This is a genomic window from Tomitella fengzijianii (assembly GCF_007559025.1).
GTDB lineage: Bacteria > Actinomycetota > Actinomycetes > Mycobacteriales > Mycobacteriaceae > Tomitella > Tomitella fengzijianii.
This window is the reverse complement of sequence record NZ_CP041765.1, coordinates 1-11,781: the sequence shown is the minus strand read 5'-3', so window position 1 is coordinate 11,781 and position 11,781 is coordinate 1. Positions and strand designations below refer to the sequence as shown.

The following is an 11,781-nucleotide window of genomic DNA, read 5'->3' as shown; positions in this document are numbered from 1 at the left end:
GAGCGGAAGCAGGGAGCAGACGATGATCTCCACTCGCACCACCGATTTCGCACCAACTGCGGTGCTGGATGCGCCGGCCCGCCCAGTCGCCGGGGCCGCGCGGACCCCAGGCCCGTCCGTGCCTCGCAACGCCGGCGGCTGGACCCCGGCATGCGCGGTGCACCGGCTCCTGCCCGGTCGCGGCGTGGCCGTGCTGCTGCGCGGCGGCACGCAGGCGGCGCTGTTCCTGTTGGCCGACGGGAGCGTGCACGCCGTCGGCAACATCGACCCCGTCGGGCGGGCGGCCGTGATGTCGCGCGGGATCGTCGGGGACCGCGGCGGTGAGCCGACTGTCGCATCGCCGTTGCTCAAAGACGTGTACTCGCTGGTCGACGGCCGGCGTTTGGACGACGCCCGGCCCGGTCTTCCCGTCCACCCGGTCCGCGTGGTCGACGGTGTGGTGCACGTGGGCCCGGCGACCCGGGCCGACGTAGACGCACGGGCCCGGTGAACGCCATGACCGCACCGTCGCTCATCATCGCGGCGCACGGCACACGGGACCTGCGGGGGCTCGCCACGATGGCCGCGCTCGCCGACCAAGTGGCGGCCGCCGCTCCGGCGGCGGTGCGCCTCGCCTTCGCCGACGTCGCATCTCCGACGCTGGCGGACGTTCTGGACGCCGCCCCCGCCGCGGACGCCATCGTGGTCCCGGCCTTCCTCGCATCCGGGTTTCATGTGCGCACGGACCTCCCGCGGCAGGCCGCCGCGGCCGGGCCGCGCCGCACCCTTCGCATTGCGGGGGCGATAGGACCCGATCCGGTTCTCGCCGCGGTCCAGGCATTGCGCCTGCGCGAGGCCGGACGGGCGGAGGCGGACGCCGTCCTCATGGCGGCCGTCGGTTCGTCCGATCCACGTGCCCGCGCGGACGTCCGCCGCGCCGGGCGCCTGCTGTCCGACGCGTTGGACGTCCCCGTCAGCACTGCACTGTGCGCGGACGGATCGAAGGCCATCGAGGCCGCCGTCGAGAGGCTGCGGTCGGCGGGTGCACGACGCGTCGCCGTCTCGCCCTACCTGTTATCCGAGGGTCTCTTCCACTCTCGGATCACCGATTGCGGGGCCGACGTCGTCGCCGATCCCATCGGAGACCACCCGGCGCTCGCGCGGCTCATCGTGCACAGGATGCGCGCGATCGCAGTGCCGGCGGCCGAGGCCCGGCAATGTTCCGGTGACCGTCGGCAGCCGTTCACACGTGCGCGTCGAGCCATCCGATGAGGCGGGTGGTGACTTCGTCACGATTGGTCTCATTGAAGATCTCGTGCCGTGCGCCCGGGTAGATCTCCAACTCCACGTCCTTGACCCCGGCGGCGCGGTATCGGTCCGCCACCGTCGTCGGCATGTAGCCCTTGCCGGCGAGCGGGTCGTCCTCGCCGCTGAGGACCAGGATCGCGACGTCCGGGCTGATCTTCGCCAGCACCTCCTGGTCGCCCGTCAGAACGCTCGCCCCGAAGATGCCCGGCAGCAGGTCCGGCCGCACGTCGAACCCGCACAGCGGATCCGCGACGTACTTCGCCACCTCGTCGGCGTCACGGCTGAGCCACTCGTAGCCTGTGTCCCCCTCGAAGCCCGCGTTGTAGGCATCGAGATTCGCGTCCTCCGCGGCCTCGGATCCCGGCTCCGGCATCGCGGCGGCGGCGATGTCCAGCGCGGTGGTGCCGCTCAGCGCCACACCGACGTAGTCGGCGGAATGGTCGAGCAGCACGAACTGCGACGCGAATGAACCCATCGAATGGCCGACGAGGAAGTGCGGCACCCCGGGCACCGCATCGGCGATCATGCCGCTGACCTGAACCAGATCCGCAACCAATCCGGCCCATCCGGCCTCACCGAAACCACCGTGCGGCACCGCGTCGCTCACCGAGGACCCATGTCCGCGGTGATCGTGCGCCCACACGTCGTATCCGGCCGCAACGAGGACTCGAGCGAGCCGGTCGTAGCGCTGCGCGTGCTCCGCGAGCCCGTGAGCCAACTGGACTGTGGCCTTGGGCTTCTCCGCCGGCCACCGATAGGCCTGCAACGTCAGACCGTCGACGGCGGAGACCACATGTGTGCGTTCCATCGGGAGGAACCCCCTTGTAAGACGTCCACGCGGCCCCAGCGGCTGCGCTTCGTCACATTGTGCGTCGCACGCCGCAGCGCAGTGATGCGAGTCTCACTGGCCAGTCGCCGTCCCGCGCGGCGCCGGGCGCTGTTTCACGTGAAACCGTTTCACGTGAAACAGCGCCGCGCCCTCACACGGGACGCGCCGCGATGAGGTTCATCGCGCGCAGCGTGAGCACCACCGTGCCGTCCTGGTTGAACATCTCGCCCGTGGTGTGGATGATCCCCCGGTCGGGCTTCGACCGGGAGCGGCGCGACTCGTCCACCGTCACCCGGATCCGCAGCGTGTCGCCGGGGCGCACCGGGGCGGTCCAGCGCAGTTCGTCGATACCCGGCGAGGACAGGCTCCCCACCGCGGTGAGGAAGTTGTCCGCGAACATCCGCATGAACACCGACGCGGTCTGCCACCCGCTGGCGATCAACCCGCCGAACGGCCCCTCGCGCGCCGCGTCCTCATCGATGTGGATGGACTGCGGGTCGTACCGGTGCGCGAACTCCAGGATGTCGGCCTCGGTGACGGTGATCGACCCGTACTCGAACACGTCACCGGAGACATAGTCCTCGAGCCACCTGTCCGACACGGGATTTGCGAAGTCGCGGACGCCGATGGACGCGGTCTGCCAGCTGTCTGTCATGACTGACACCCTATGCGCGCGGCGCCGTTTCGCGTGGTCACAATACAGGGGGACGCTGCACACGCCCCGGTGTCCCGCCGCCCGCCGACCCCGCGCAGCCCTTGCGATACCTCCAATCTGATGTCATTCAATCGGGATCATTTCCCTCATCCAATTATGAAAGCCACTGAACTCTCGTTTACATTCGAGTAGAAGCCACGAAGTGTGATCGGTCACAAGCTCCTGTCCGCCGTGCAAGTGCGCACGGTGATGCGAGGGTCCTGCCGGTCTGCTCTACCGAACGGAGATCACCTATGCCCCACAAGATTCGCCGCATCGCCGGTTCCGGCGCCGCGCTCGTCGCTGCCGTCGCGCTCGCCATCCCCGCTGCGGGCGCCGCTGCCGCGATCGACCTCCCCGCGCTCGGCGGCGGTTCACTGGGCAGCCTGGACGTGCTCGGCAGCCTCGGCGGAAGCGCCTACGAGGGCGTGGCCGGCACGGTCACCACCGAGGTGAGCGAAGACGGCGCGACCAACAAGATCACGCTGACGCAGAGCGGCGGCGAAGCGGTCAACGACGTCCTGTGCCGCGCCTACGTCGTGCCGAACGACGCGCTCGAGGGCGTCGACGACCACGAGATGAAGCTGATGATCTCGCAGGGAATGGGATACGACGGCGAGAACGACGTCGACGAGAACGACGTCCTCCAGCTCGACACGAACGCCGGAGCGGACACCGACTCCAGCGTTCTCAACGCAGCGGACCTTACCGCGGGCGACTACTCCATCGTGTCCGCCTGCTTCAACTACGAGGACGGACTTCTCGGGGCGCAGCAGAGCTTCACCGTCGTCGACAACGACGGCACGCTGACCTTCGCGCAGGCCGGCGGCGGTCTGCTCGGCTCGCTCGACCTCTTCGGCTCCCTCGGCGCGCTGTCCGCCAGCTGATCGAACACCTCCCCACGATCGGGCCCCGGATGCCACCTATAGCAGGCATCCGGGGCCCGTTCGTCACGTGACGATCAGAAGCCCTACCTACATACACAGCGACCCCGGCTCGCATTCCGGCGAGCCGGGGTCGCTGTGTGGGGGCCAGTTCGCTACACGTCGAGGAATCGAACGTCCTTGGCGTTGCGGGTGATGAAGCTGCGCCGCGCCGCGACGTCCTCACCCATCAGAATGCTGAACAACTCGTCGGCCGCGGCGGCGTCGTCCAGCGTCACCTGCCGGAGCACGCGGACCGACGGGTCCATCGTGGTCTCCCACAATTCCTTGGCGTCCATCTCGCCCAGGCCCTTGTATCGCTGGATGCCGTCGTCCTTGTTGATCTTCTTGCCCGCCGCCAGGCCGGCCTCCAGCAGCCCGTCGCGTTCGCGGTCGGAGTAGGCGAAGTCCGGCGCGACGCCGCGCTGCCACTTGAGCTTGTACAACGGTGGCTGCGCCAGGTAGACATGCCCGTGCTCGATCAGCGGACGCATGAACCGGAACAGCAGCGTCATCAGCAGCGTCGAGATGTGCTGGCCGTCCACGTCGGCGTCCGCCATGAGCACGACCTTGTGATACCGGAGTTTTGCAATGTCGAACTCGTCGTGAATACCGGTGCCGAGCGCCGTGATGATGGTCTGCACCTCGGCGTTCTTGAGCACCCGGTCGATGCGGGCCTTCTCGACATTGATGATCTTGCCGCGCAGCGGCAGGATCGCCTGGTACATCGAGTCGCGGCCCGACTTGGCCGAACCGCCGGCCGAGTCGCCCTCCACGATGTAGACCTCGCACTTGCTGGGGTCCTTGGAGCGGCAGTCCGCCAGCTTGCCGGGCAGTCCGCCGATGTCTGTCGCGGTCTTGCGCCGCACCAGCTCACGCGCCTTGCGGGCGGCCATCCGGGCCTGCGCCGAGGAGACGGCCTTGTTGACGATGACTTTCGCCTCGGCGGGGTTGGATTCGAACCAGTACTCCAGGTGCTCGTTGCACGCCTTCTGCACGAACGACCGCACCTCGGTGTTGCCGAGCTTCGTCTTGGTCTGTCCCTCGAACTGCGGCTCGGTCACCTTCACCGAGATCACGGCCGCAAGGCCCTCGCGGATGTCATCGCCGGAGAGATTCGGGTCCTTGTCCTTGAGAAGCTTGTGGTCCTTCGCGTACCGGTTGACCGTAGAGGTCAGCGCCGAACGGAACCCCTCCTCGTGGGTGCCGCCCTCCGCGGTGTTGATGGTGTTGGCGAAGGTGTGCACCGACTCCGAATAGCCTGAGTTCCACTGCATCGCCACCTCGAGCTCGTGCCCGTCGCCGGCGGCCGTGAAGGCCAGCACCGACTGGTGGATGGACTGCTTGGTGCGGTTGATGTGCTTGACGTAGTCGATCAGCCCGCCGGGGTAGTGGAAGATCCGGCGCTTGACCTTGGGCGCGACCGCCTTCTCCTCGGCCTCCTCCGCTTCCTCGGCCGCGTTCTTGGGCGCGTCGGCGACGTCGCCGACGACCTCGTCGGTGACCTCTTCCTCCGCGACACGCTCGTCGGTGAGGACGATCGTCAGCCCCTTATTGAGGAACGCCATCTCCTGCAGTCGGCGCGAGACCGTCTCGAAGTCGTAGACCGTGGTCTCGAAGATGTCGGGATCGGCCCAGTACCGCACGGTGGTGCCGGTCCGGGAGGTCGCCTCGCCCTTGTTCAGCGGCCCAGGAATCGACTTGTTGTACTGCTGGTCCCAGTGGAACCCGTCGTAGTCGATCTCCACCTCGAGCACCCTCGACAGCGCGTTCACCACGGACACGCCCACGCCGTGCAGGCCGCCGGAGACCGCGTACGAATCGGAGTCGAACTTGCCACCCGCGTGCAGCTGGGTGAGCACGACCTGCACGGTGGGTTCGCCGCTGGAGTGCATGTCCACCGGGATCCCGCGGCCGTCGTCGGTCACCTCGACGCCGCCGTCGGCCAACAGCGTCACGTTGACGGTAGACGCATAGCCGGCCATCGCCTCGTCGACGGAGTTGTCCACCACCTCCCAGACCAGGTGGTGGAGCCCGCGCTCACCCGTGGACCCGATGTACATGCCCGGACGCTTCCGGACCGCCTCGAGCCCTTCGAGGATGGTGATGGAGGAGGCGTTGTAATCGCCCGCCGAGCCGTTGGATGACGCCGTGTCTGAATCGTTGGCAACCACTGGTCGCTAGCACTCCTTCTGGTCGAGCCGCACACACACGTCCACCACCCGCACGGGACGCCGCCGTGGCGGCGCCGTCCCGGCCGCGCTCGGAGGCCGGAGATCCCGGGCCCCGATCGCACCCCGCGAAGGGCGCCCGGCTGTGGGTGGTGGACATGACGGCACCATTACCCCTCCAGTCTACTGCCTCGGCCGCCCTGCGAGGCCACTCACACACCCCTGATGCCGCCACTGCGGCACGAACGTGATCATCGATGCGACCGGATACGGCCCCGCCCGGGCAGACCACTCTGGGCACCGCACGCGGTCGGCGACGCCTCAGCCGTAGGTGTCACGCGGCCCCCGCCCGCTGACGTGCCGGGCGCCGTGCCGCCAGCTCGGCGCGCTCGGTCCACGGATCTCCAGCTTCGTCACCACGCCGTCGCCCACCGCCCGGGCGATCTTCGAGAGGATCTGCGCCTGCACCATCCTGAGCTGTGTAGCCCAGGCCGTCGATTCGGCCGTGACGTGCAGGATCCCGTCGCTCAGCGACGTAGGCGCCGCGTGGTCGGCGATCTCCGCACCCACGACCTCGTCCCAGCACCCGAGGACCCGCCCCTCCGCCACGTGCCGGTTCCATCCCCGACGTCGGGCAAGGGATGCCGCGAGAGCCCCCAGCGGTTGCGGGTCACGGGGGTCGGCCGCCGGCCCGGACCAGCGGCGGCGTGATGGCTTGCGTTGTTGGCGCCTCTGGGGGGAGGCCATGCCCTTGCCCACGGATTTACCCTGCGCCGCCGCCCGCGCGCGCGCCTCTTCCAGCGCGCGTCGCGCCAGATCGGCACCGCGCGGCGGCCCGTCGTCGCCGGCGGACAGGCCGTTGCCCTCCGAGTCAGCCGTCATGACCGGTCTCCTCCGTCTCGTCGGCATCGGGCGATCCGTTCCCGGCCGCGGCGTCGCCGTCGCCCGCCGACGCCGAGATCGTCGACGTGCGCCCGAGATCCCCGCGGTCCCGGATCGACACGACGTACCGGCGACCGCGCAGCTCATCGGGAACGTCCTCGGCGACAGCGGCGGTTACCAGCACCTGCTCGGTCTGCCGGGCCACCGCGGCGAGTGCGTTGCGCCGCCGCCGATCGAGCTCGGCGAACACGTCGTCAAGGATGAGGATCGGCTCGGTGCCGTCCTGCCGCAGAAGCTGGAACGCGGACAAGCGCATCGCCAGCGCGAAGGACCACGATTCACCATGGCTCGCGTAGCCCTTGACCGGATGCTCGCCCAACCTCAACTCGAGATCGTCGCGGTGGGGGCCCACCAGGCACACCCCGCGCGCGATCTCCCGCTCGCGCACCCGCGCCAGCGCCTCATGCATCGCCTTCTCCAATCCGGCCGCGGCATCGGAGAGCGGTGCGGACGGCTGCGCGGGGGGCATGTCCTCGGCCAGACTACAGCGATAGCCGAGCGACGCAGCCTGGGATTCCGGCGCGATCGACGCATAAGACCCGGTCAGATGCGGTGCGAGTTCGCGGACCAATTCCAGTCTGGCGGCGATGATCTCGGCGCCATACGCGGCCAGGTGACCGTCCCACACCTCGAGGGTCGCCAATGCGCTCTCCCCGCCGGAGCCGCGGCCGGCGGCCCGCATGGCGGGACCCGCCGATTTCAGCAGGGCCGATCGCTGCCGCAACACCTTCTCGTAATCGGCCCGCACTCCCGCCAGCCGCGGCCGGCGGACCGTCATCAGCTCGTCCAGGAAGCGCCGTCGCTCGCCAGGATCACCGCGCACCAGCGCCAGATCCTCCGGCGCGAAGAGCACCGACTGGACCACGCCCAGGATCTCGCGGGTCCGGCGCACCGGGCTCTGGCGCAGGCGCGCCTTGTTCGCACGACCCGCGTGGATCGTGAGATCCACGGAGAGTTCCCTGCCCTCGTTGATGGCCGTCGCGGCGATCAACGAGGACTCGGCGCCGGCCCGGATGAGGGGCTGGTCCGACGACACCCGGTGCGATGACAGCGTCGACAGGTACTGGACGGCCTCGAGGATGTTCGTCTTGCCCCGGCCATTGGCACCGACGAAGACGGTGACGCCGCGGTCGAGCTCGAGGTCGAGCGACTCCCAGGAGCGGAAATCCTGCAGCCGCAGGTGACGGACGAACACCGCCGCGGTCAGCCCGGCAGACGCACTGGCATCAGCAGGTAGGTGTAGCTGCCGCTCGATGCGGGGAACGCGCCCGAATCGTCCGCCTGGGGAAACTCCTCCGCCGCCGGACACAGCACGGCGGGCCGGCTGGGACTGGTGAATCCCAGATGCACATGCTCGGTACCCACTGCACCGAGCCCCTCCTGCAGGTAGCCGGGGTTGAACGCGATGGTCAGCGGCTCGCCCGCGAACTCGGCGGGCAAGGACTCCTCGGCGCTGCTGGAATCGTCCCCGCCGGCGGCCAGGACCAGCCCGTCCTCGGAGAACTGCATGCGCACCTGCGCGCCGCGCTCGGCCACGAGGGCGACACGCTTGATGGCCTCGGTGAGCGGCGCCACCTCCACCGCCGCTACCGCGGTGTGCGTGGCGGGCAGCAGCTGACGGAACTTGGGGAACTCCGCGTCGAGGAGCCGCGCGGTGGTCTGGCGTGGCCCCGAGGTGACGCCCAGCATCCCCTCGGCCCCGACCGAGCTTCCGTCACCCATCTCGATCTCGATGTCGGCGGACGCGGAGGCGGTCATGGTCTTCGCTGCCTCGGCCAGCGTGCGCGCGGGCACTAGGACCGCGGCCTCGAGTTCCGGGGTCGCCGGTTTCCACTCGAACTCGCGCACCGCGAGCCGGAAACGGTCGGTGGCGGCCATGACCACCTTGTCGCCCTCGATCTCCACGCGGATGCCGGTGAGCATCGGCAGGGTGTCGTCCTTGCCTGCGGCGACCGCGACCTGGCCCACGGCCTGCGCGAACTCTTCGGACGGGACCGCACCGGTGTGCGCCGGCGGCGTGGGCAGCTGCGGGTAGTCCTCGACGGGGATGATCGGCAACGAGAACGTGGCCCGACCGGCCACGATGGTGAGGTGCGTGCCGTCGAAGGCGACGTCGACGGGCTTGCTCGGTAGCGCTTTGGTGATGTCCGCGAGCAGTCGGCCGGAGACGAGGACCGTGCCCGGTTCGGACACCTCGGCGGGGACCTGCATGCGCGCGGAGGTCTCATAGTCGTACCCGGAGACGGTCACGCCCTGCTCGGTGGCTTCGAGCAGGATCCCGCGCAGTACCGGAACCGTGGGGCGGGCAGGCAGGCTGCGCGCGACCCAGGTGACGGCGTCCTGGAAGTCATCTCGGGTGACCCGGAATTTCATGCCGGCTAGCTCCATCAGACCCGGGAATCCTTCCAGTGTGGCGGCCGAGGCCGGCGGTGTTGCGCGTCAGTCGTGGTGCGTACTGCCACCGCTGATGTTGCGCGGTGATCGTTCGGTGGTCCAGCTCGGTGGTGCGTTCGACCCCGCGACGGGTACGGCGCAGAGCGTTGGCGCGGGGCGGTTCGGGCTTCTTGAGGGTGCGCCGGGCACACCTGTTCTCGAACCCAGATTAGCCGATGGCGCTGGCGCCGAGAGCCGGTCCGGGAACTCCACCGTAGGTCGTCCGGGGTCTGCCGTAAAGCGCGGGCACCGGCCGCCACCGGAACCGGCTGAAGGGTCGCCGGGGTGGAGTTTCCACACAGGCTGTTTTGTAGTTTCCCCCTTGAAAGAGATCTAAGCAGTAGTAGTAGGTCCTGTGAGTCTTGTGCACAACCCTGCTCGATACCTGTTGGGAGCGGTTCCGGCGGTGTGTACCGCGCGGTGGACGGAGTTGTGGACGAAGGGGGGCGGCTGTGGACGGAGAAAAGTTGTTCCAGTCCGGTCCCCAAGTTTTCCCCAGGCTTGGAGACTTATCCCCATGGTTGTCCACAGGTGTGCAAACTCGTCACCGGAGTCACACGAGCCCCTGATTCACCATTCCGGGGCGTGCCGCGACGGGTGTTCGTGGTGTGAATCACGGATCGGGCGGCGGTCAGGGGGCCGGGCCGCGTTGCCCGTGGCGCAGGACGTACGGGGCGTACGGGGCGTCGTGTGTGCGCGGCGCGGTGGCGCGCCTGTACGCGGCGCCCCTGGACCGCACGGGCGCGCGCGGCGGCGTGGACCGGCGGTGGGCCTCAGAGCTTGGAGCGCTGCTTGATTCGCGCAGTGAGTTCCTGGACCTGGTCGTAGACCTTCCGACGCTCGGCCATCTCGCCGCGGATCTTCTTCTCCGCGTACATGACCGTGGTGTGGTCGCGTCCGAAAGCCTGGCCGATCTTGGGCAACGACAGGTCGGTCAACTCCCGGCTCAGATACAGCGCGATCTGCCGAGCGGAGGCGATCTGTCGGGCCCTGCGTGGACCGCACAGCTCGTCGATCGTGGTGTCGAAGTACTCGGCCGTCACCGCCATGATGGTGGCCGCCGTGATCTCGACGGTGGCGGTCTCGGGGGCGAGGTCGCGCAGCACCACCTCGGCCAGGCGGATATCGAGAGGCTGCTTGTTGAGCGACGCGAACGCCGTCACCCGGATCAGCGCGCCTTCGAGCTCGCGGATGTTTCGCTCGATGCGGCCGGCGATGAGACCGAGGACGTCGTCGGGCACCTCGATGGAGTCCATCTGGGCCTTCTTGGACAGGATGGCGATGCGCGTCTCGAGGTCCGGGGGCTGGACGTCCGCGATCAGTCCCCATTCGAAGCGGGTGCGCAGCCGGTCCTCGAGGGTGGCCATCTGCTTCGGCGGCCGATCCGAGGTGATGACGATCTGCTTGTTCGCGTTGTGCAGGGCCTCGAAGGTGTAGAAGAACTCCTCCTGGATGCCCTCTTTGTTCTCGATGAACTGGATGTCGTCCACCAGCAGCACGTCGGTTTCGCGGTAGCGCCGTTTGAAGGCGACCTTGCGGTCGTCGCGGATGCTGTTGATGAAGTCGTTGGTGAACTCTTCGGTGGACACGTAGCGCACGCGTAGCCCGGGGAACAGCCGCTTGGCGTAGTGGCCGGCCGCGTGCAGTAGGTGCGTCTTGCCCAGTCCGGACTCGCCCCAGATGAACAGCGGGTTGTACGCGCGGGCGGGCGCCTCCGCGATGGCCACGGCGGCCGCGTGCGAGAAGCGGTTGGACGGGCCCGTGACGAAAGTGTCGAAGGTGTACTTGGGGTTCAGTCCCGCCTCGCGGGCACTGCCGGCGGCCTCGGGGGCCGGCGTGTTGAAGTGCGACGGCCAGGTGCGGTCCAAGCTTTCCCTTGCCTCCTGCTCCTCCGCGATCAGGTCCTCCTCCGCTTCCGCGGTGAGTTCATCGCGGCGTCCCTGCAGCAGCGTGGCGGTGTCGGTGTAGTGCGGTTCGGCGGGATTCGCCGCCCACATGCCCGCACCGTCCGACGGTGCGGGCATCTCGGCGGCCGCGTGCGAGGGATCCTCGCGCGGCCGGTCCGCCCCCGGATCGTCGTCGGGAGCGGTGTCGATGCGGACGGCGATCTCCACCGGGTCGCCCAGGTGGCGTTCGAGGGCGTCGGATATGGGCTGACGCAGGACGCGCTCGATGGCGTCGCGCGCGAAGCTCGACGGTGCCGACAGGAGTGCGAAACCTCCGGCGAGCGTGATCGGCTTGGCGAGAAGCAGCCACGCGCGTTGCTGCCGGCTCAGCGGCAGGCCGGGCATGGCAGGCGAACCCTCGTCACGGGCTGCGGAGGTGAGCTCGGAGACGACGATCGGCCACACCCGTGACAGAGCGTTCGGGTCTTGCTCCACAGAACCTCGTCCTCCCCTGGCATCCTTGATGTCCTTCAGCGGTCATTGCGCGGCGGTGACCAGGAAGAACGCGCTCGTCGCACTGGGGTGCGCAACGACTGCGTCCGACGATCGCCGACAT

The 11,781-nt window shown here is 68.8% G+C and carries 10 protein-coding genes; 3 read left to right on the top strand and 7 right to left on the bottom strand.

Annotated features, from left to right (window positions below; all coding sequences use genetic code 11):
* Positions 1–118: 118 nt before the first annotated feature.
* Both nirD and FO059_RS00045 read left to right on the top strand, forming a co-directional pair.
* The gene (gene nirD / locus FO059_RS00050) at positions 119–490 is read left to right on the top strand and encodes a nitrite reductase small subunit NirD (RefSeq protein WP_233266985.1); all 372 of its coding nucleotides are present in this window, start codon (positions 119–121) and stop codon (positions 488–490) included.
* A gap of 5 nt (positions 491–495) precedes the next feature.
* Positions 496–1,251 (top strand): sirohydrochlorin chelatase, encoded by a 756-nt coding sequence (locus FO059_RS00045; RefSeq protein ID WP_143905300.1) that lies wholly within the window; start codon positions 496–498, stop codon positions 1,249–1,251.
* On the opposite strand, the gene FO059_RS00040 is transcribed toward FO059_RS00045, so the two are convergent.
* Both FO059_RS00040 and FO059_RS00035 read right to left on the bottom strand, forming a co-directional pair.
* Positions 1,223–2,095 (bottom strand): alpha/beta hydrolase, encoded by an 873-nt coding sequence (locus tag FO059_RS00040; protein WP_143905298.1) that lies wholly within the window; start codon positions 2,093–2,095, stop codon positions 1,223–1,225. The genes FO059_RS00045 and FO059_RS00040 overlap by 29 nt on opposite strands.
* A gap of 172 nt (positions 2,096–2,267) precedes the next feature.
* Positions 2,268–2,771 (bottom strand): MaoC family dehydratase, encoded by a 504-nt coding sequence (locus tag FO059_RS00035; RefSeq protein ID WP_143905296.1) that lies wholly within the window; start codon positions 2,769–2,771, stop codon positions 2,268–2,270.
* A gap of 293 nt (positions 2,772–3,064) precedes the next feature.
* Between FO059_RS00035 and FO059_RS00030 the strand changes: the two genes are divergently transcribed.
* Complete coding sequence (locus FO059_RS00030) at positions 3,065–3,697, top strand: hypothetical protein (RefSeq protein ID WP_143905294.1); 633 nt, start codon at positions 3,065–3,067, stop codon at positions 3,695–3,697.
* A gap of 152 nt (positions 3,698–3,849) precedes the next feature.
* Here the strand turns inward: FO059_RS00030 and gyrB are convergent, their stop codons facing one another.
* The 5 genes from gyrB to dnaA form a co-directional block, all read right to left on the bottom strand.
* Positions 3,850–5,907, bottom strand: a complete 2,058-nt coding sequence (gene gyrB / locus FO059_RS00025) for a DNA topoisomerase (ATP-hydrolyzing) subunit B (protein WP_143905291.1) — start codon at positions 5,905–5,907, stop codon at positions 3,850–3,852.
* A gap of 318 nt (positions 5,908–6,225) precedes the next feature.
* Entirely contained in the window at positions 6,226–6,786 is a 561-nt protein-coding gene (locus tag FO059_RS00020; RefSeq protein ID WP_143905289.1) for a DUF721 family protein, read from the bottom strand.
* Positions 6,776–8,041: a DNA replication/repair protein RecF gene (gene recF, locus FO059_RS00015; protein ID WP_143905287.1), complete on the bottom strand. Its 1,266-nt coding sequence runs from the start codon at positions 8,039–8,041 to the stop codon at positions 6,776–6,778. Before recF ends, FO059_RS00020 begins: the two co-directional genes overlap by 11 nt.
* An 8-nt stretch (positions 8,042–8,049) precedes the next feature.
* Positions 8,050–9,219 (bottom strand): DNA polymerase III subunit beta, encoded by a 1,170-nt coding sequence (gene dnaN, locus FO059_RS00010; protein WP_199257105.1) that lies wholly within the window; start codon positions 9,217–9,219, stop codon positions 8,050–8,052.
* 833 nt (positions 9,220–10,052) lie between these two features.
* A complete protein-coding gene (dnaA, locus tag FO059_RS00005; protein WP_143905283.1) occupies positions 10,053–11,660 on the bottom strand; it encodes a chromosomal replication initiator protein DnaA in 1,608 nt (535 codons plus the stop codon).
* Positions 11,661–11,781: the final 121 nt, after the last annotated feature.